Source organism: Acidisphaera sp. S103, assembly GCF_009765975.1.
Taxonomy (GTDB): domain Bacteria; phylum Pseudomonadota; class Alphaproteobacteria; order Acetobacterales; family Acetobacteraceae; genus Rhodopila.
Window position 1 is genome coordinate 29,080 of record NZ_LMUJ01000104.1, and the last position, 19,522, is coordinate 48,601.

A 19,522-nucleotide genomic window follows, 5' to 3' on the forward strand; every position below is an offset into this window, starting at 1 on the left:
AACGCGGCTCAGCGGCCGAGCAGTTTTTGCGCGCGCGGCTTTGCCTGACCTTCACCGTTCACGTAGGCGTAAAGCGTGCTGACGGAAATGCCGAGCTGCTCGGCGACATCGGACGCCGCGTTCCCTTGGTCGGCCATCATCGTCATCGCCGTTCGCAGCTTGGCGCGTGTCATCATGCGCGGTCGGCCGCCCGTGCGGCCACGGGCACGCGCTGCGGCGAGCCCGGCTATGGTGCGCTCTCTGATCAGATCACGTTCGAACTCGGCGAGGGTGGCGAAAATGCCGAACACCAGTCGCCCCGTGGAGCTGGTCGTATCGATGCCGCCCGTCAGCACCTTGAGGCCGATTCCCTTCGCCTGTAGCCCCGCCACGAGTTCGACAACGTGGCCAAGCGATCGACCGATGCGATCCAGCTTCCATACGACCAGCGCATCGCCGCCGCGCAGGTTGTCGAGGGCTCCCGTGAGGCCGGGCCGTTCGGTGACCGAGCCGCTGCAGATGTCTTCGTAGAGGCGCTCACAGCCAGCATCCTCCAGGGCATCGCGCTGGAGTGCGAGGTTCTGCTCTGACGTGGAGACGCGCATGTAGCCGACCAGCATGGCTTCGCCCGGATAATTGCAAAAACCTAGCGGAGCATAGTTTACAGGCCGCAGATAGATACATGAGTTTATGCAGGTCGCAGAACCAAGTCCCCCTGATTGAGCCATCAGCGCCGAAGCCTGCATCAAACGATGGTTTTCTGCGCCCACAGTGTTGGAGGCAGATGAATTGGGGGACACCGGACCTTGTGTGCGCTCACATCGCCAAACTATGGATAGATTTGTTCGGATCGATTCAACGACATTCGCCGACGAAAGATCATGATGAGCCATCCAGACAGCGCCCTTGCCGGAAGTGCGATCGAAACGGCATCGGCGGAGTATTTGTGCGCTCGGGTCGCAGCACTGCTGTCCGTTGAGGGCAACCCGCACCACGCCGCCATGCGCAGCCAAGGCCCGTTGCAAGGCTTCCTTGTTCAAGCAACGGCAAGCCCAATGGTCAACCGCATTGTTGGCGATCTGCGAGCGGCACCAGCCGCGTTAACGGAACTACTTGCGTGGTTCAAATCGCATGGGTGCATGCCGGCAATTCCCTTGATCGTCCACAATCGGCGACCTGCCGCGACGGAAATCTTCGGGCAGCACAAATTCCAGCGGTTGAATGGGTGGACTCATTTGCAGTTTGGGTCAGCGATCGATGCGACGCTGCCTCCCGCGCCCTCGCCTGCGGTCGAGGTTGAAGAGGTGACAGCCGCCTCGATCGACACGTTCGCGACGATTCATGCTGAAGCATTCCGCACGCCGCCAGCTGGTCAGCCAGTCAATCGTGCGTCATTTGCCGGTCTCCTGTCGGGAGACAGCGCCAAGGGGTTTATCGCGCGTGTTGATGGCACGGCGGTCGCCGGAGCGATCGTCTATTTCGCAAACAACGGCGTCGCCTACCTCGCCACTGCTGCGACGCGACGCGCAGCGCGGAGCCGCGGCTGCCATAGTGCCCTGATAGTTTGCCGGATCGCCGCAGCACGCGAACGCGGCTGTCAATTCGTTGCGGCCACTGCCACGCCTAACTCTCAAAGCCGTCGCAATCTTGAACGCTTTGGCCTGACGACGTCTCATATGCAGACGCTTTATCGCGCCACATCTTAAGGGCATTGATGCGCGCAAATGTCCTAACGGAGTCGGATGCGGTCCTACGGACCTTGCTGCACGGCCTAGTCTACAGCCTGGATCGAACTTTCGGTTCCGTTGCTGCCGGACCCCCGGGCAGGAGAGGCAGCCGTTTAAGTTCTATGTATAAGCGCTGCCTTTCGGCGGAGACTAAATAGCTGGTTTCGACATTTCCGGTGAAGCGCTCAGCAGCGCTGAACGGCAACGTTGGGCATATGTCGGCGCTTGCGGCACAGTGATCAATGTCCGCTTCCGAGTTCGCGGGAGCGGCTGCCAAGCGACAGCCAAGGGCGCCGACCCGCCCTTTCTTGGTATTTAATCAGAGGAGCAACTTCCTATCCAAGTTCGTTACGGTGCTGCGTCGGCCAGTTGCCCGGTTTCGGGACGTCGCTCAACTCGACTGAACGGCGGATATGGGCCCAATCCACCCGTCGCGTACTAGGCCTGTGCGGCTGAGTGGAACAGAAAACCGGCGTAAGGCCCTCCAAAAGTCCCATGCGGAAGTGCGGAACAGGAATTCCAACGTGAGCTATGTGAAATCCGCATGCATGCGAAAGTCCTAAGTTCTGCGAAGCTCAGCTCACACAAGGGAATTCAACGATTTAAGCTTCGCAGAATTGGTATGCGAAAGCCCATATTTTTGCGGTATGTTCTGCGAAAGTGTCGCCAGCTATAAACATGCTGCACCACGACGATTCCGGTCTGATAATTGCGCGATGGTGCGATCTTCAGCAAGAAAATCCCTTATGCCGGTTTTCTGTTCCACTCAGCCGCACAGGCCGGGATCAAGGGCGGGCGGCGATGGCCACGCCGGACCTGACGACGCGGGAGCTGGTGTCTGGAGGACGCGGCGTGCCGGCAGATATCGTCAGGGGCGCCACTCTGTCAGCAGGCGAGCATTTGACCGTCCGAATTGAAGGCGGCGCCCTTGTTGCGCGACGATGTCTTACGGTTGTCGCACGCAACGATAATCCATCCCCGGCCGTCATCGAAGTCATCACTCAACGCTGCAATATCCGACCAGCCACCGTCAGCGAAGTACATGACATGGCCGGCATGGTGGAGATCACAATCACATGCTGATGCGCTCACCAGCGAAGGGGCCGGCCTCGAAGCATGCTCCGCGGCGCATTCGCCAGCTCTGGCACGATGAGCGCCGGAATCCGCCTGCTCTGGGATGTCAGACTTGTCCTGACAAGACGTTGTGCGGCGGTGTCTGTGTCGCCGCTCCCTACTTCGATTGCTTGACCTATTGCTGCGGAAAGCCGGACAAGTGCGGATCGGTGTGCCCAGCCAACCCACACTATGCGGACCGGGTTTGGGAGGTTCGCACCTTTGATCTGGCGAACGTCCCGCGCGGACCACGGCTCGATGCGCCTGAGCTGCCGCGGGTGATGCCGATTCTCTACCATGGCAGCAGCCGGATCGGCGTGGTGTCGCCGGGATTTGCGGCATTACCGCTCTGCGCCATGTTCAGCCGCCGGTCAGGCGAAGCGCGCTTCCGATCGGCGACCGGACTGAGGACTCATTATCGCCTCGCTCCCGAAACGCAGATTCTTTTGACCGGGATCGGCGAAGACGCCCCCATCGAGCGGTGGTGGGGATTGGGAATGAATCAGCGGGCCGAAGCGATCCGGACGATGCGCCGCGCCGGCGCGTGTTTCATGACAACGCCAAACTACAGCCTCACGGTCAATGTACCGCGCTGGGATGATCTTTACGCCATCAAGCGGATTGGCCTGGTGCATTCCGAGATGATCGGCGAGGGCGTGCCGACAGCGCTGCACGTCAACGGACGCACGGACACCGACTTCAAGCGGTGGGCGGAATTCATCGTGGCGCGGGAAGAGGTGACGCACGTCGCTTACGAATTCACCACCGGAACGCGCTGGGCAAAGAGACGGCGGGACCATGCGGTCTGGCTGTGTGGCCTCGCCCGCGATGTCGGGCGGCCGCTGCATCTGGTTGTTCGCGGCGGCACCGACCAGCTTGGAGGCTTCATCGCCGCTTTCGCCGGCGTGACCGTGCTGGAGACGGACTCATTCATGTGGGCGATGAAGCGCCAGGAGGCGGTGCTGAGAGGCAACACCTCGATCCGCCGGCGCGCGGCACCGACTGAGAAGGGGGCTCCCCTCGACGAACTGCTGGCAGGGAACATCCTGGCCAACCGCTTGCGGATCGAGAATCTCCTGGCCGCTGCTGTCGCCAACGGGGCCATCGGCAGGGCATGAACTTGCCGGAGCCGGCCCCCTTCACCTTCGCGGCGCTGGACGGCCTCTGCTTCGCAGCCGCCCGGGATCGTCTCAAGCCGCTCGCGGACGGAGCCTTCAGGCTTCATGCGCTGGGTCCTGTGCTTGAGCTCGCACGGCTCTCAACGTCTGGGCTGCTGCCGCCTCCGAGCCGGGCGAACTGGCTTGCGCTGGACGATGCCGCGGGCTTGGGCAACGCGCTCGGCGAGGGGCGGACGATCTGGACATGCCGAGAACGACATCTCGGCTTCCTGCGAATGCGGCCGATCCAGCCGGACGATGAGACCGAAGAGAACACCTTCAAGCTGGAAGCGCAGCGCGCCGCCCATACCGTGGGCTTTCCGCGAAAGCTGGCGGCGCAGCTTGTTGGAGCCTTCGAGGAGATCCAGGGAAACGTCTACGACCACTCTGGCGCATCCGGTTCCGGGCTGGCTGCTTATCGCGCCACAGCGCGCCGGTTCGAGTTCGTTGTCAGTGACGGCGGCCGCGGCGTGCTGCCAAGCCTTCAAAGCTGTGCCGACTACGCGCACCTGACGGATCACGCCGAGGCACTCAGGCTGATGTTGATGGACGGGGTTTCTCGATATGGAAAAGGCACCAGCCATGGCGCGGGTTTCCGTCCGTTGTTCGGCGGCCTTGCAAACCGGAAGGGTGAGTTGCGGTTCCGCTCAGGAGATCACGCGCTTACCATTGATGGCGTAAACCCGGGTACCATACCGGCCAAGACCGCAGAGAAGGTACTGATTTCCGGCTTTGTGGCCTCCGTGGTCTGTGCTCTCTGACGTACGACAGGTAAGCACGGTCAGAAATTTATAGTTCTTGACAAAGGTTATTTTCCCCTTAGAATGTCTTATGGCATTGCCAGTTATCTTATATCCTTAGGATATAAGATAACTGGCAATGTAGGAACTCTCCTTGCAAACTCAGGACGCTATGTCGGAACATATAGCAAACATAATGGCGGCACCGACCATCCAGCGCACCAAGCTGGCCGCCGCGGTGCTTGCTTTGCTGATGCAGGAGAGGCGCGCGGTGGTCACCCCCTACACGCTTTTTCTCCTATTGCGGCGCCTCTTTACGCCGGAAAACCGCCAAAAACTCTATCTTCGTGCGGATACGCCGACGACCGGAAATCTGCGAAAGCTTACAGCTAACCTGTCGGACACCGGCGGGATCGAGGTTGATCCTGACTATGGGCGCAGCGTGTTCAGGGTACTACCGGTCGGAGAGAGTCCGGCCGACGAGGTGTGCCCGCTTGCAAATCCGTTCGGTTATATTTCCCACCTGTCGGCCATGCAGCGCTGGGGCCTAACGGATCGCCGTCCGGAAGCGCTGCACCTGACAATGCCGCCGCCGAGTGCTGCGCGGCCGCTGATCGAGCAGCGAATGGCGGCTGACTACAACACGCCGCTGTCCGAAATTCCCCTGAACGAGATGGTGAAGTTGGCTTTCATCCGCCATCCCGAGACCGTGCGAGGCCGCAAGATTTCTGTTTATGAGACCAAGCATCCGGGCCAGTGGCTCCAGGTGCGGGATTCTCATGCGCGCCTTGCGACGATCGGACAGACTTTCGTTGATACCGTTGAACGTCCGCAATATTGCGGAGGAATGGCGCACGTCCTTGACGTATGGCGCGAACATGCGGGCATCTACCTCCAGGAAGTCATTGCGGCTGTCGACAAGGTTGAATCGCCAATCGTAAAAGTGCGCGCCGGCTACCTGCTTGATGATATGATGGGGCTTGGTAACGATCTACGGGTTCAGGGGTGGGTAAGATTTGCGCAGCGGGGCGGCGCCCGCGTCCTCGATCCCACCAAGGCTTTCAGCCCTGACCATTCTGCGAAGTGGATGCTCTCCATCAATGTCTGAAAGCGATTCAAGAACCGTCGATATCAAGCCGTGGATTGATCGGGCACGGCGCGATCCTCTGGTCTATGCCGAACGGCAGGCGACCGAGGTGGTGCTGACGGCGATCGGCAGCCTCCCAGGCTACGGCAGCCATCTATTCCTCAAGGGCGGCACGTTGATGGCCATGGTCTATGAAAGCCCGCGCGGCACAGCGGATGTCGATTTCACGACCGACCTGCCGGCATCGCCCGATCTGGCGGCGAAGCTCCGGGAAGAACTTGACCGGGCGCTGCCGCGCGCCACGGCGCGGCTCGGTTATCCCGACCTGATGCTGCGGGTCCAGACGATCAAAGAACGTCCACGCCCGTTCGGCAGCCCCGGCACATCCTTCCCCGCCCTCGACGTCAAAATCGCCTATACCCGCCGCGGGCAAGGGGAGCGGCGGCTGATAAGCGGCCAAGCCCCGAATGTTATCGATATTGAAGTGAGCTTCAATGAACCGGTGCACGACATCGAAGTGATCCGCCTCGGCATCGATGGTCCGGTTTTCTCGGCCTATGCCATGACCGATCTGATTGCCGAGAAGTTCCGAGCCCTGCTGCAACAGGTTGTGCGGAATCAGCACCGCCAGCAGAAAATCTACAGGCGGCAGGACGTGTACGACATCGCCCACCTGGTGACACGCTTCCCGCCGGATGACGACGAACGCGCCACGATCCTCGAATCATTCCACGAAAAATGCACCGCGCGCGGCATCATCCCGACCGCCGATTCCCTAAGCGATCCGCGGATCGCCGAACGCGCGCGTGCCGAATGGAACTCACTCCGCCAGGAAATTGGCGAACTGCCGGACTTTGACCTGTGCTTCGCCAAGGTCGAGGCCCTCTACCGCTCCCTACCGTGGGCGTCCTGATAAGGCGTCGAAAAGCTGAATGCCGCCGGCGTGCCCGGAAGGCTGTTTGATACCGTTCATATGAATTTTGTAACAGGCGGCAGGGGTCGTTGCCAGCCTGGCGGCCGGGTTGTCCACAGAAAGCGGGGCAGGGCAGGGGACGCTGGCGCATCCCTGATACAGAATTAGCAATTCTGTATCAGGGAGCCTCAACAACCCTACGGGTGCGATTGAGGCCCAACGAGATGAGGGACGCACACCATGATTTCCGTTTGACACCGAAAACCCCATACAAAGTTCTGGCCAATTAATTGCCAACCACTTTCCCTTGTGCATTATGCCGAAAAAGATATATACACGGACATGAAGTGGCGCGTTGAATTCCTGGACGATGGGGTGATGGCGACGCTCAGTGCTTTCCCCAAAGACATAAGGGGAAGCTTCGAGCGAATCGTGTCGCTGATTGAGGTCCATGGCATAGAGCGGATGCGCGAGCCCTATGTAAAACACCTGGAAGGCCCGGTGTGGGAGATGCGCATGAAGGGTCGCGATGGCATCGCCCGCGCGGCCTACGTCACGGCAACAGGCCGACGCGTGGTCGTAGTGCATGTCTTTGCCAAGAAGACACAGAAAACCCCGCGCCGGGAAATCGATACGGCTCTACGAAGGGCGAAGGAGGTCATATGAGGCGTCAATACATTCCGGTTGAGGAAGCGTTCAACGAGTGGCGCAAAGATCCTGACTATGTGGCGGCCTATGACGCACTGGAAGAGGAATTTGCCCTCGCCTCCGCCTTGATCAAGGCACGCGGCGACGCGGACCTGACGCAGGAGCAGGTGGCTGCAGCGATGGGCACGACGCAGGCGTTCATCGCCCGCCTCGAAAGCGGCAGAGGCCTACCTTCGACCCGCACGCTGGAACGGTTTGCCAAGGCCACGCATACGAAGCTGCGCATCAGCTTCGAGCCGGAAAAGCCCGGCCAGGAAGCCCCGCGCTGATGGATGCGGATGGCCCAAGGATTTAGGCCTGTGTGGCGGGACTCGACTCCGAGATTCCGAGAGCACGGTGCAATGGCTGCTGCATCGGCGAATGAATGCTCAGCACCGAATGCCCCATAGCTCCTAACGAAACGGCCTTCTGGTACTCAACAGGACTACCCAGACGTACTGGGCTATGGCATGAAAATTTGGTCCGAGTTCGGATGGATACTTATCGTGGAAAGAACCTGTGCCGATGACGGAGGCGCCGAGAGCACACCAGAGACACTGCATCGCCCACCGGCGGGAAGCGGACGGCACGATCCAGACCTTGGAGGATCATCTTCGGTCGGTCGGACGTTTGGCGGCCCGCAATGCAGCTAAACTTAACCTCGCCGCTGCTGGCGAGGTTCTTGGTTTGCTGCATGATCTCGGCAAGTACAGCAAAGAGTTCCAGGACTATCTGGCCTCCGCCACCGGACTGATCGACCAAGACGCCGACGACTTCGTCGATTCAAGTCGATTGCGGGGCAAAATCGACCATTCGACGGCAGGAGCGCAATTTATCTGGCGAAACCTTGCTGACGCTGGGCAGCATGGTCGGATCGCCGGGCAATTGCTGGCACTCTGTATCGCCTCCCACCATTCCGGATTGATCGATTGCCTGGGAACGGATGGTGAGGACAATTTTGCCCGGCGGATCGGCAAGGCGGAGCGAAGCGCCCACCTGGATGAGGCTGTGACGCACCTCGACCCTGGGATTGCGAGCCGGGTGGACGAGCTCATTCACCGCTGCGATCTCACGGACGACCTTTTGGGGATCATCAATGCGATCGTTGATGTCGAAAAGAGCGCCCGGGGCAGCAAGACGATCGTGTCTTTTAACGTCGGGCTACTGGTTCGCATGCTGTTCAGTTGCCTGATCGACGCCGACCGCACGGATACGGCCGACTTCGAACAACCTCGGGCGGGCCAGTTGCGGTATCACGGCGATTACCCGGCATGGGACATATTGATTGGCCGTCTGGAAGCCAAACTCGGCGCGTTCAAAGATTCCTATCCCATCGACGGGCTGCGGCGGGAGATTTCCAACCATTGCCGCGCGGCAGCGGATCGTGAGCGGGGCTGCTTTACCCTGACGGTCCCCACCGGCGGCGGCAAGACGTTGGCGAGCCTACGATTCGCTCTGCACCATGCGAAGCGGCATCGCCTCGATCGGGTGATCTACGTGATCCCCTTTACCTCGATCATCGACCAAAACGCGGATATCGTGCGAGGGATTCTGGAGCCGGCTGACGTCGGGATCGAACCCGGCACCATCGTGCTGGAGCATCATTCCAATCTTACGCCCGAGGAGCAGACTTGGCGCGCCAAGATCCTGTCGGAAAATTGGGATGCCCCGGTGGTCTTCACCACCAGCGTCCAACTACTGGAAACTCTGTTCGGCGGGGGCTCCCGCGGCGCTCGCCGGATGCACCAACTGGCCAAGTCGGCGATCATCTTCGACGAGGCGCAAACCGTCCCGCTGCGCTGCATCCATTTGTTCAACAACGCCATCAATTTTCTGGTCGAGCAGTGCGGTAGCAGCGTCATCCTCTGTACAGCAACCCAGCCATTGCTGAATGCGGTCAGTTCCGAGAAGGGTGCGGCGCGCTTTCAGTCCAGCGACGAAATCATGCCTGATGCAAACGGCTTGTTCGATGCGCTGAGGCGGGTCGAAATCCGGTCACGCTGCCGCCCCGGTGGCTGGTCTGATGACGATGTGGCCCAACTAGCTGCCGACGAGATCGCCGACACCGATAGCTGCTTGGTCATCGTCAATACCCGAAAGGCCGCCTTGTCACTTTATCAAGCCAGTGCAAGGCGGGGCGATCAGGTGATCTACCACCTGAGCACGGCGATGTGTCCGGCGCATCGCCGAATCATCCTGGCCGAGATCCGCCAGCGCCTGGAGGAAAATGCACCTACGTTGTGCATCAGCACACAACTGATCGAAGCCGGTGTCGATGTCGATTTCGGCGCCGTCATTCGCCATGTCGCTGGTTTGGACTCGATCGCCCAGGCGGCGGGACGCTGCAACCGCAATGGGCGGCATGTCCTGGGTCGGGTGCATGTCATCAACCCAGCCGAAGAGCGGATCGACCGGTTGATCGATATCCGTGTCGGCCGAGATATGACGATGCGGTTGCTGGACGAATTCGCGCGGGACCCTTCCGCCTTCGACGGCGATCTACTTGGTCCCAAAGCCATGGCTTTGTATTTTTCTTATTATTTCTTTCAGCGGGCCAATGAGATGGACTATCCGGTCTCGCCGACTGACGCTCAGCGCGACGACACGCTGCTGAGGCTGCTGGCTGGCAACAATCTCTCCGCGGATGTTTACCGGCAGTGCCACGGCAGCGCGCCGCCGAACTTCCTGCGGCAGGCTTTCATGACGGCAGGGGCTGCGTTTAAGGCAATCGATGCGCCGCCGCGAGGTGTGATCATTCAATTTGGCACTGAAGGCAAAAATCTGGTGGCGGATCTTTGTAGTGCGGTGAACCCGGAACAGGAGTTCAGACTGTTGCGTCTGGCTCAGCAATATTCGGTCAATATCTTCTCGCATGTCTTCGATACTTTGCTAAAAGCTAGAGCGATTTCTGAGATAAACACGGACACCGGTATTTACTACCTGCATACCGAGTATTACAGTGAGGCGTTCGGACTCAGCGAAAAACCCGTTTCGCCAATGGAGATGTATAGTGTCTGACCGGGAACGTACCTGCATTGAATTTCGAACCTGGGGTCGCTACGCCTTGTTCACCGATCCCGTGACCCGGGTCGGCGGCGAAAAATGTTCGTACCACATCCCGACCTATGAGGCGCTCAAAGGCGTCGTCAAGTCGATCTACTGGAAACCGACGCTGACCTGGGTGATCGATGAGGTCCGCGTAATGAAGCCGATCCGTACCCAGACCAAGGGCACGAAGCCGCGCGAGATCCATGGCGGCAATACGCTGGCGATCTACACGTTCCTGGCTGATGTGGACTATCAGGTACGGGCACATTTCGAGTGGAATGAGCATCGCGTGGAACTCGCCGAGGATCGGAGTGTCGCCAAGCACCTCGCCATCGCCCGGCGAATGCTGGAGCGCGGTGGGCGCCAGGACATCTTTCTGGGGACTCGGGATTGCCAGGGTTATGCCGAGCCGTGCGCCTACGGCAGCGGTGAGGGGGCCTATGACGGGGCAGGCGAACTAGCATTCGGCCTGACCTTTCACGGCTTTGGCTATCCCGATGAAACCGGCAGGGACGAGTTGAGAAGTCGTTTCTGGATGCCGAAGATGGTAAATGGGGTTATCTGCTTCGTCCGTCCCGAAGATTGCAAGATCAGCCGGTTCGTTCGGCCGATGCATGCAAAAAACTTCAGGTTGGGGCCTAGCGAATTTGCCGCCGACACCGAGGTGGGCGAGGTCTGACATGGGCTGGTTGCAGAAACTGATCGAGACCTATGATGTCTGTGCCGGTGCTGATCAGTTTGCGGCGAACTCGCTGCCGCCGATCAGCCACACGCCGCAGCAGGCGCATATCGAAATCGTCATCGACGAACACGGCAATTTCCGACGCGCCCGCATCCTGCAAAAGGAAGAAGCGCTCATCCCTGCCACGGAAGAGTCAGCCGGTCGTGTTGGCACCAAGCCGCCGCCCCATCCGTTCTGCGACAAGATCCAGTATGTCGCGGCCGATTATCCCACCCATGGTGGTGCCAAGCCCTCGTTTCATACCGAGTATCTCGAACAGCTAACCGCCTGGTGCGTGTCACCCTTCGCTCACCCGAAGGCACAAGCGGTGCTCGACTACGTCCGGCGCGGCAGGGTGGTCAGTGATCTGGTCAGGGAACAGCTACTCTATCTCGATAGTGACGGCACGTTGCTAACTCAATGGCCGGCCGGCGCACCGAAGCCGGACATTTTCCGATTTCTGCCCGCCGGCAATACCGATCAGGGCAACGCATTTATCCGTTGGCAGGTCGAGATTCTCCATGACCCAGCATCGACGATTGCCTACCGGCATGTTGTTGATGGTGGGAGTCAGATGGTCGCCGGTGATCCCGATCTGCAATCCGCATGGGTCCGATTCAATGCCTCGCAGATGCAGCAAGAGGGTCTATGCATGGCTTCCGGCGAAGCCGGGGTAGCACTGGCCGGAAGCCATCCGAAGCGTCTTCGCCATCCGGGCGACGGTGCCAAGCTGATCAGCTCCAACGACAAATCGGGCTTTACATTCCGCGGTCGATTTACCGACGATTCGGGCGATCAGGCATGCACTATCGGTTATGGGGCGTCCCAAAAGGCGCACCTTGCCCTGCGCTGGCTGATCGGCAGACAGGCCCACCGAAATGGCGACCAGGTCGTCGTCTCCTGGTCCGTGGGCGGGCAGGAGATTCCGGATCCGCTTGCTGATCCGTTCACCCTGTTCGGGATCAGGGAGGCACCCGCCGAAACTGCCTATGAGGGCGATGCCGGACAAGCCTATGCCCTGGCCCTCAAGCTAAAGATAGCCGGGTATCTGTCACATCTGCCACCGTCGGCCAGCATCATTGTCATGGCGCTTGATTCGGCAACGCCGGGTCGCCTGTCCATCGTCTTTTATCGGGAGTTCGGCGGCGCCGAATTCCTCAACCGCATCGAAGCCTGGCACGAGTGGTTCGCGTGGCATCAGAAGTTCGGCAAGGACCGGAAATTCATCGGTGCGCCAACGCCCCGCGATATTGCCGAGGCCGCCTATGGTCCGGGTGTGGACGACCGACTGCGCAAGGCCTGTGTGGAGCGACTGTTGCCTTGTCTGGTCGATGGTCAACCCATACCGCGGGATCTCGTCGAAGCGACCTTCCGACGCGCGTCACGTCGTATTGGGTTGGAGGTTTGGGACTGGGAAAGGACACTCGGCGTCGCCTGCGCTTTGTTCCGCGGGTATCACCATCAACTGAAGCAAGGAAACTTTGCCATGGCGCTGGAGCCTGATCGCAACAGCCGTGACTATCTGTTCGGCCGCCTGCTCTCCTACGCCGACCATATCGAACAGCGCGCCCTACGCCTCGCCGGAGAACAGCGCGATACCAACGCGGCCAAATTGATGCAGCGCTTTGCCGATCACCCGTCCAGCACCTGGCGGCAGATCAACAGTCAGCTCGGGCCGTCCAGATCTCGCCTGCGTAGCCGCAGCCCAGGTTATTTACATCTGCTGGAGCAGCAAATCGACCAAATCTTTGGGCAGTTTCAAGGTGATGATTTCACCAATGACCGGAAACTGACCGCCGAATTCCTGCTGGGATACCACTGCCAGCGTGCCAATCTGAGCGCGCCAAAGCCCTCTGCGAACTCACCCGAATACCTTGCCTTATCCGATTCGGAGGAAACTTCATGACTGTCCTACAGTACAAAATAGATTTTGCGCTGGTTTTGCGCGTCGCTAATGCCAATCCCAATGGCGATCCGCTCAACGGCAATCGTCCCCGGACGAGCTATGACGGCATCGGCGAAATTACTGATGTCTGTCTCAAGCGCAAGCTGCGTGACCGGTTGCAGGAGAGCGGCGAGGCAATCTATGTGCAGTCAGATGATCGTCGAATCGACGAGCACCGTAGCCTTGCGGAAAGAGCCAAGGCGGTCCTTGGCTCCAAGCTGGGCGGACCAGAGACGGTGGCGTTGGCTTGTCAAGCCTGGTTCGATGTCCGCGCCTTCGGCAATCTCTTTGCGATCAAGGCCGCTAAAAAGTCCAAAGCCAAAGCCGACGTCGGCGACGACAGCGAGAGCGATACCGGCATCTCGATCGGGATCCGCGGCCCGGTGACGCTGCAATCCGCTTTCAGCATTCAGCCCGTTGAGATCACGAGCACACAGATCACCAAGAGCGTCAGCGGTGAGGGTGACGGTACCAAGCGCGGCTCGGATACAATGGGTATGAAGCACCGAGTCGATCACGGCATCTATCTCAGCTTCGGCAGCATCAACCCGCAGCTTGCGGAACGAACCAGCTTCAGCGGCGCGGACGCGGCGGTACTCAAAGCCATTCTGCCGAAATTGTTGGAGAATGATGCCTCCGCTGCCCGACCCGAGGGCAGCATGGAGGTGCTAAAGCTCGTTTGGTGGCAACATCCCAGCAAGTCCGGCCTGTGCTCGTCGGCCAAAGTGCATCGGTCACTGGCGGTCGATTCTGAAGGAAACGTCACGGTCACCAAAATCGATGGTCTCACCGAAGAGATTATCGACGGCTTCTGACACGGTAGCAGCGATACCATGGTACCGTCATGATCGATCCCATAGCGATCAGCGCCCTCCAGCACTGGAGCTACTGCCCGCGCCAAGCGGCACTGATCCATCTCGACGACGTGTGGTCGGACAACCCGTTCACCATGCGCGGCAACATCCTGCACGAACGCGTCGACCAACCCGGCAGCGATCTGCGCGGCGACATCCGCGTGGAGCGCGCACTGCCGCTGTTCTCCCGCCGGCTCAACCTGTCCGGCCGAGCGGACGCGGTGGAGTTCCATCAGGACGGGCGAATTGTTCCGGTAGAATACAAATCCGGCCGCCGCAAGGCCCGCGCGGCCGATGATCTCCAACTCTGTGCCCAGGCACTCTGTCTGGAGGAAATGTTCGGCTGCTCGGTCCCGGAAGGCGCTATCTTCCATGCCCCCGACCGCAGGCGCCGTCCGGTCGTGTTCACCGCTGCGCTGCGCGCGACGGTGGGCCGCACAGTAGCGGACATCGCTGCCATGCTCGCATCCCGCACCCTGCCGCCACCGGTGTATGACGCACGATGCAAGGACTGTTCACTTCTGCACCTATGCTTGCCTGAACTGCCGGCGCGACCGGCTGATCTGTTCACCCCGGCTCCGGAGGCAGCATGCGCGAGCTTTTGAACACACTCTACGTGCAGACTCAGGGCACCTATCTTCGTTTGCAAGGCGAGACGGTGGTGGCGGAGGTGGAGCGTGTCGAAAAACTCAAGATGCCACTGCACCACCTGGGCGCCGTGGTGGCATTCGGCAATGTCATGACCAGCCCACACCTACTGGCGCGATGCGCAGATGACGGCCGCGCTTTCGTGTGGATGACCGAGTACGGGCGATTTAGAGCGCGGATGGAAGGCCCGCGCTCCGGCAACGTGCTGCTGCGTCGCGCGCAGCATCGTGCGGTGGACGACCCGAACGCCACGCTGGCACTGGCGCGCGGCTCGGTCGCGGGCAAAGTACAGAATGCGCGGCTATATCTTTTGCGGGCGGCGCGCGATGCGTCGGAGGAAGCAGCGGCTGCCTTGCGCATCGCCGCCGCTCGGCTGGAACGCTGCCTCTACGATGCGTCTCTGGCTGGCGATCTCGACAGGCTTCGCGGTGCGGAGGGCGAGGCAGCCGCAGTGTATTTCGACATGATACCGAATTTGCTGCGAGTGCCCGATCCTGAATTCAAATGGAACGGTCGTAACCGCCGCCCACCGCTTGACCCCGTCAATGCGTTGCTATCATTCCTCTATGCATTACTGACTAATGACTGCGTGTCAGCGGTGGAAGCTGCGGGCCTCGACCCACAGATCGGCTTCCTGCATGCGCTACGCCCGGGCCGGCCGTCACTGGCGCTTGATCTGATGGAGGAATTCCGCCCCCTGATGGCGGATCGCGTGGCATTCGCGCTGATCAACCGCCGGCAAGTCCAGCCGACGGATTTTTCACGGCGAGAGGGAGGGGCAGTGGAGTTGTCCGAGCGTGCGCGAAAGGATGTTCTCGCCGCCTATCAACGGCGCAAGCAGGATGAATTGGCGCATCCTCTGCTGGCCGAGCCGATGCCGCTTGGCTTAGCGCCCCTGTTGCAAGCGCGCATCTTGGCACGAGCTATTCGCGGCGATACTCCGGCCTATACGCCGTTTGTCCCACGGTGAGATCATGGCGGACTATCTGGTAAGCTACGATGTTGAGACGACCACCCGCGAGGGGCGGCGCCGATTGCGCCGCGTTGCCAAAGTATGCGAGGACTATGGCCAACGAGTGCAGCTTTCGGTGTTTGAGTGCCGATTGGACGATACCCTGTTCGAGACGTTCCTGGCGCGGGCGACCGGCGAAATCAATGGCCAGCATGACAGCCTACGCATCTATCGTCTTCCGGCAGAGCGGACGACCGCGGTGCGCGTGTTCGGCCGCGAGACGTGGCGCGATCCTGATGCTCCACTTGTTTTCTAGGCGCGAACCTCAAGCTGTGGCAAATTGCCCAGTAGTCCGCACGGTGGATTTACGCTTATGAATCAATGGTGCAGATGCTCTTTGACCCTTGTGAACCAGGTCTTGAGAACTCGACACTCCCCGCTCGCGAACCTGCCAAGTTATCTGCTTGAAATGGCTAGGAAAAGCGCACGGGGCGTCTCGGCCGGGCTTCGGCCCGGCCGCGGATTGAAACGCGTATTCAATCTTGCCGTCCTTCTTTCGCACGTGTCTCGGCCGGGCTTCGGCCCGGCCGCGGATTGAAACTTATTCCGATTCCAAACCATCCGAAGAAACCAGCGTCTCGGCCGGGCTTCGGCCCGGCCGCGGATTGAAACCGCTCGATCCGGTCAGCACGACACAGGCTGCACTCGTCTCGGCCGGGCTTCGGCCCGGCCGCGGATTGAAACAGGATGGTGGTGACGGAGGGCGAGATGATCGCGCCGTCTCGGCCGGGCTTCGGCCCGGCCGCGGATTGAAACTCGTTTGAGATGTCAGCGGTTGCTGGACGATCGGAGTCTCGGCCGGGCTTCGGCCCGGCCGCGGATTGAAACCTTAGCCTGCAACAGTGCTTCGGCCGCAGCGGCTCGTCTCGGCCGGGCTTCGGCCCGGCCGCGGATTGAAACCGATGAAGCTGCGTCCCTCGATCCGTCCCGCGCAAGTCTCGGCCGGGCTTCGGCCCGGCCGCGGATTGAAACATGGCTTCGGGGCCTCCGCCTTTGCGCCGTCCGCGTCTCGGCCGGGCTTCGGCCCGGCCGCGGATTGAAACTTTCGGTTCGGATACCGGGTCGTGATGTGCTTGCGGTCTCGGCCGGGCTTCGGCCCGGCCGCGGATTGAAACATTTGGCGGCGGCCAGAAAGTTCAGCGAGGACTACGTCTCGGCCGGGCTTCGGCCCGGCCGCGGATTGAAACGAGGACATGGAACGCGAAAGCCGCCGGCGGCTGAGGTCTCGGCCGGGCTTCGGCCCGGCCGCGGATTGAAACGTCTGTGCCTTAGCGTGGCTGTGCGTCGCTATGCGGTCTCGGCCGGGCTTCGGCCCGGCCGCGGATTGAAACAAACCGCCTTGTGCTGCAAGACGCGGGACGACATCGTCTCGGCCGGGCTTCGGCCCGGCCGCGGATTGAAACCTGGGGCACGACCGCGACGCGGCGCTGCTCCGTGGTCTCGGCCGGGCTTCGGCCCGGCCGCGGATTGAAACAAGTGGGACGTTAACCTGGGCCACATGCTCATAGGTCTCGGCCGGGCTTCGGCCCGGCCGCGGATTGAAACCTGATAGTCCCATGCAGGCACACAACAGCCGCAATGTCTCGGCCGGGCTTCGGCCCGGCCGCGGATTGAAACGCGCTGCGCCAAGTACCACGCGGCACGGTCCTGGCGTCTCGGCCGGGCTTCGGCCCGGCCGCGGATTGAAACGCGCCGGACGCGGTGCCGGTGAAGGTGGCGCCAAAGTCTCGGCCGGGCTTCGGCCCGGCCGCGGATTGAAACATGTGCTCAACGTTCGCAGGGTCGATCAGTGTCCGTCTCGGCCGGGCTTCGGCCCGGCCGCGGATTGAAACACGTCGCATCGCCATTCTTCACCCAGCCATGCCAAAGTCTCGGCCGGGCTTCGGCCCGGCCGCGGATTGAAACGGGTGGTGAAGCCGGCGAAGTACACTGCAGCTTCCGTCTCGGCCGGGCTTCGGCCCGGCCGCGGATTGAAACGAATGACATCTGCCGCGGATCGGACGTGTAAAGCGTCTCGGCCGGGCTTCGGCCCGGCCGCGGATTGAAACGCCCAACGCCTCGACCGCATCGGCTGGACCTATCGTCTCGGCCGGGCTTCGGCCCGGCCGCGGATTGAAACACGACCCTCTCGGACGGCTCAGCGGTCACCGCCGAGTCTCGGCCGGGCTTCGGCCCGGCCGCGGATTGAAACCCAACCGCTCCTGCGGGATGTCCGTCACTGCGGCGTCTCGGCCGGGCTTCGGCCCGGCCGCGGATTGAAACGCCTTCCGCGATGACGGCGCGCTCACCGTGTTGCCGTCTCGGCCGGGCTTCGGCCCGGCCGCGGATTGAAACCCCGTAGGCGAGCGGCACCCAATAATACATCGTGAGTCTCGGCCGGGCTTCGGCCCGGCCGCGGATTGAAACCCAATTCCATCGTCGCCAACACTCGCAGCAAGAGGTCTCGGCCGGGCTTCGGCCCGGCCGCGGATTGAAACAAGTCCGGCATCCGGCTCGGCAACGGACAGGTGCGTCTCGGCCGGGCTTCGGCCCGGCCGCGGATTGAAACACCTACGCGGTGCCGTCCGGCACCAGCACGCCGGGTCTCGGCCGGGCTTCGGCCCGGCCGCGGATTGAAACCTGACCGACGAAGGGCACTATACCAACATCATTGTCTCGGCCGGGCTTCGGCCCGGCCGCGGATTGAAACTTCTGTGCCCACGCCTTCCGCACGAACACGTCGTCGTCTCGGCCGGGCTTCGGCCCGGCCGCGGATTGAAACTTATTGTCGACGACACCGGGCTGCGCCTCGAACCGTCTCGGCCGGGCTTCGGCCCGGCCGCGGATTGAAACGTCAACGGCGGCGGCGTGGTAGACGTGTCCGAGAGTCTCGGCCGGGCTTCGGCCCGGCCGCGGATTGAAACCTCTACCCAGGCGATATCAAACCCCTCAAGGGATTGTCTCGGCCGGGCTTCGGCCCGGCCGCGGATTGAAACCGGAGCATCTGCGGCGTCCGGTCGTGCTTGCGCTCGTCTCGGCCGGGCTTCGGCCCGGCCGCGGATTGAAACACCACAGACACTAGGGCCGACCCGCCAGGGATCAGTCTCGGCCGGGCTTCGGCCCGGCCGCGGATTGAAACCCTTCGATGGTGCGGCCGGCAAAGAGCAGCATGGGTCTCGGCCGGGCTTCGGCCCGGCCGCGGATTGAAACATACGATACTTTTCCTGACTGTGTGACCCGATCATGTCTCGGCCGGGCTTCGGCCCGGCCGCGGATTGAAACACACCTGGCTTGCCGTTCTATCCTCTGTTCTACCGTCTCGGCCGGACTTCGGCCCGGCCGCGGATTGAAACACCATCATCGCCACCGGCTTCGCGGCCGGCTAAGGTCTCGGCCGGGCTTCGGCCCGGCCGCGGATTGAAACATTCGCGGCGACTTGCGCGGTTCCCGCCGCTACACGTCTCGGCCGGGCTTCGGCCCGGCCGCGGATTGAAACCAGCGTGCCGGCCGACGTCTGGACAAAACCAAGGAGTCTCGGCCGGGCTTCGGCCCGGCCGCGGATTGAAACTGCTGTTATCGCTGGACCATGCGAGCAAGATAGCGTCTCGGCCGGGCTTCGGCCCGGCCGCGGATTGAAACGTCGACAAGCAGTCTGCCAGTCGGAGCAACTTGGGTCTCGGCCGGGCTTCGGCCCGGCCGCGGATTGAAACGCTTCCTTGCCGCCATTGACGAAGGCCGCGACTGGGTCTCGGCCGGGCTTCGGCCCGGCCGCGGATTGAAACTGCTGTTATCGCTGGACCATGCGAGCAAGATAGCGTCTCGGCCGGGCTTCGGCCCGGCCGCGGATTGAAACTGCTGTTATCGCTGGACCATGCGAGCAAGATAGCGTCTCGGCCGGGCTTCGGCCCGGCC

General features: G+C 61.5%; 16 protein-coding genes and 1 CRISPR repeat array. Of the genes, 15 read left to right on the top strand and 1 reads right to left on the bottom strand.

The window, feature by feature from the left end; genetic code table 11:
* Window positions 1–8: 8 nt before the first annotated feature.
* Window positions 9–599, bottom strand: coding sequence for a recombinase family protein (locus GSQ89_RS34545; RefSeq protein WP_158932652.1), 591 nt, complete (start codon window positions 597–599; stop codon window positions 9–11).
* Between the two features lie 264 nt (window positions 600–863).
* Here GSQ89_RS34545 and GSQ89_RS34550 point away from each other — a divergent pair, with 264 nt between their 5' ends.
* From GSQ89_RS34550 to cas2, 15 genes are all read left to right on the top strand, one after another.
* Window positions 864–1,685 (top strand): GNAT family N-acetyltransferase, encoded by an 822-nt coding sequence (locus GSQ89_RS34550; protein ID WP_158932653.1) that lies wholly within the window; start codon window positions 864–866, stop codon window positions 1,683–1,685.
* A gap of 822 nt (window positions 1,686–2,507) precedes the next feature.
* The gene (locus GSQ89_RS34555) at window positions 2,508–2,789 is read left to right on the top strand and encodes a hypothetical protein (protein ID WP_158932654.1); all 282 of its coding nucleotides are present in this window, start codon (window positions 2,508–2,510) and stop codon (window positions 2,787–2,789) included.
* A 311-nt stretch (window positions 2,790–3,100) separates the two neighbouring features.
* Window positions 3,101–3,937, top strand: a complete 837-nt coding sequence (locus tag GSQ89_RS34560; RefSeq protein ID WP_158932655.1) for a DUF4417 domain-containing protein — start codon at window positions 3,101–3,103, stop codon at window positions 3,935–3,937.
* Entirely contained in the window at window positions 3,934–4,737 is an 804-nt protein-coding gene (locus tag GSQ89_RS34565) for a hypothetical protein (RefSeq protein WP_158932656.1), read from the top strand. The genes GSQ89_RS34560 and GSQ89_RS34565 overlap by 4 nt, the downstream gene beginning before the upstream one ends.
* A 175-nt stretch (window positions 4,738–4,912) precedes the next feature.
* Window positions 4,913–5,824, top strand: coding sequence for a hypothetical protein (locus GSQ89_RS34570; RefSeq protein WP_158932657.1), 912 nt, complete (start codon window positions 4,913–4,915; stop codon window positions 5,822–5,824).
* A 91-nt stretch (window positions 5,825–5,915) separates the two neighbouring features.
* Window positions 5,916–6,716 (top strand): nucleotidyl transferase AbiEii/AbiGii toxin family protein, encoded by an 801-nt coding sequence (locus tag GSQ89_RS34575; RefSeq protein WP_216856554.1) that lies wholly within the window; start codon window positions 5,916–5,918, stop codon window positions 6,714–6,716.
* Between the two features lie 342 nt (window positions 6,717–7,058).
* Complete coding sequence (locus tag GSQ89_RS34580) at window positions 7,059–7,382, top strand: type II toxin-antitoxin system RelE/ParE family toxin (RefSeq protein ID WP_158932658.1); 324 nt, start codon at window positions 7,059–7,061, stop codon at window positions 7,380–7,382.
* Entirely contained in the window at window positions 7,379–7,693 is a 315-nt protein-coding gene (locus tag GSQ89_RS34585) for a helix-turn-helix domain-containing protein (protein WP_158932659.1), read from the top strand. Before GSQ89_RS34580 ends, GSQ89_RS34585 begins: the two co-directional genes overlap by 4 nt.
* A gap of 235 nt (window positions 7,694–7,928) precedes the next feature.
* Window positions 7,929–10,421, top strand: a complete 2,493-nt coding sequence (gene cas3 / locus GSQ89_RS34590) for a CRISPR-associated helicase Cas3' (protein WP_158932660.1) — start codon at window positions 7,929–7,931, stop codon at window positions 10,419–10,421.
* Window positions 10,414–11,130, top strand: coding sequence for a type I-C CRISPR-associated protein Cas5c (gene cas5c, locus GSQ89_RS34595; protein ID WP_254073517.1), 717 nt, complete (start codon window positions 10,414–10,416; stop codon window positions 11,128–11,130). The genes cas3 and cas5c overlap by 8 nt, the downstream gene beginning before the upstream one ends.
* 1 nt (window position 11,131) lies before the next feature.
* Window positions 11,132–13,078, top strand: a complete 1,947-nt coding sequence (gene cas8c / locus GSQ89_RS34600) for a type I-C CRISPR-associated protein Cas8c/Csd1 (protein WP_158932661.1) — start codon at window positions 11,132–11,134, stop codon at window positions 13,076–13,078.
* Window positions 13,075–13,932 (top strand): type I-C CRISPR-associated protein Cas7/Csd2, encoded by an 858-nt coding sequence (gene cas7c, locus GSQ89_RS34605; protein ID WP_158932662.1) that lies wholly within the window; start codon window positions 13,075–13,077, stop codon window positions 13,930–13,932. The genes cas8c and cas7c overlap by 4 nt, the downstream gene beginning before the upstream one ends.
* Before the next feature lie 29 nt (window positions 13,933–13,961).
* Window positions 13,962–14,576: a CRISPR-associated protein Cas4 gene (gene cas4 / locus GSQ89_RS34610; RefSeq protein WP_158932663.1), complete on the top strand. Its 615-nt coding sequence runs from the start codon at window positions 13,962–13,964 to the stop codon at window positions 14,574–14,576.
* Window positions 14,561–15,589, top strand: a complete 1,029-nt coding sequence (gene cas1c, locus GSQ89_RS34615) for a type I-C CRISPR-associated endonuclease Cas1c (RefSeq protein WP_158932664.1) — start codon at window positions 14,561–14,563, stop codon at window positions 15,587–15,589. Before cas4 ends, cas1c begins: the two co-directional genes overlap by 16 nt.
* A 4-nt stretch (window positions 15,590–15,593) precedes the next feature.
* Entirely contained in the window at window positions 15,594–15,887 is a 294-nt protein-coding gene (cas2, locus tag GSQ89_RS34620; protein ID WP_158932665.1) for a CRISPR-associated endonuclease Cas2, read from the top strand.
* A gap of 177 nt (window positions 15,888–16,064) precedes the next feature.
* Window positions 16,065–19,463: direct repeats of the CRISPR family, unit length 37 nt; unit sequence GTCTCGGCCGGGCTTCGGCCCGGCCGCGGATTGAAAC.
* Window positions 19,464–19,522 lie beyond the last annotated feature (59 nt).

Excerpts from the sequence above, each read along its gene's own strand:
- cas7c (WP_158932662.1), top strand. The coding sequence starts at position 13,075 with ATGACTGTCCTACAGTACAAAATAGATTTTGCGCTGGTTTTGCGCGTC.
- GSQ89_RS34560 (WP_158932655.1), top strand. The coding sequence starts at position 3,101 with ATGCCGATTCTCTACCATGGCAGCAGCCGGATCGGCGTGGTGTCGCCG.
- cas2 (WP_158932665.1), top strand. The coding sequence starts at position 15,594 with ATGGCGGACTATCTGGTAAGCTACGATGTTGAGACGACCACCCGCGAG.
- GSQ89_RS34550 (WP_158932653.1), top strand. The coding sequence starts at position 864 with ATGAGCCATCCAGACAGCGCCCTTGCCGGAAGTGCGATCGAAACGGCA.
- GSQ89_RS34585 (WP_158932659.1), top strand. The coding sequence starts at position 7,379 with ATGAGGCGTCAATACATTCCGGTTGAGGAAGCGTTCAACGAGTGGCGC.
- cas1c (WP_158932664.1), top strand. The coding sequence starts at position 14,561 with ATGCGCGAGCTTTTGAACACACTCTACGTGCAGACTCAGGGCACCTAT.
- GSQ89_RS34580 (WP_158932658.1), top strand. The coding sequence starts at position 7,059 with ATGAAGTGGCGCGTTGAATTCCTGGACGATGGGGTGATGGCGACGCTC.
- cas4 (WP_158932663.1), top strand. The coding sequence starts at position 13,962 with ATGATCGATCCCATAGCGATCAGCGCCCTCCAGCACTGGAGCTACTGC.
- GSQ89_RS34570 (WP_158932657.1), top strand. The coding sequence starts at position 4,913 with ATGGCGGCACCGACCATCCAGCGCACCAAGCTGGCCGCCGCGGTGCTT.
- GSQ89_RS34565 (WP_158932656.1), top strand. The coding sequence starts at position 3,934 with ATGAACTTGCCGGAGCCGGCCCCCTTCACCTTCGCGGCGCTGGACGGC.
- GSQ89_RS34555 (WP_158932654.1), top strand. The coding sequence starts at position 2,508 with ATGGCCACGCCGGACCTGACGACGCGGGAGCTGGTGTCTGGAGGACGC.
- cas8c (WP_158932661.1), top strand. The coding sequence starts at position 11,132 with ATGGGCTGGTTGCAGAAACTGATCGAGACCTATGATGTCTGTGCCGGT.
- GSQ89_RS34545 (WP_158932652.1), bottom strand. The coding sequence starts at position 599 with ATGCTGGTCGGCTACATGCGCGTCTCCACGTCAGAGCAGAACCTCGCA.
- cas3 (WP_158932660.1), top strand. The coding sequence starts at position 7,929 with ATGACGGAGGCGCCGAGAGCACACCAGAGACACTGCATCGCCCACCGG.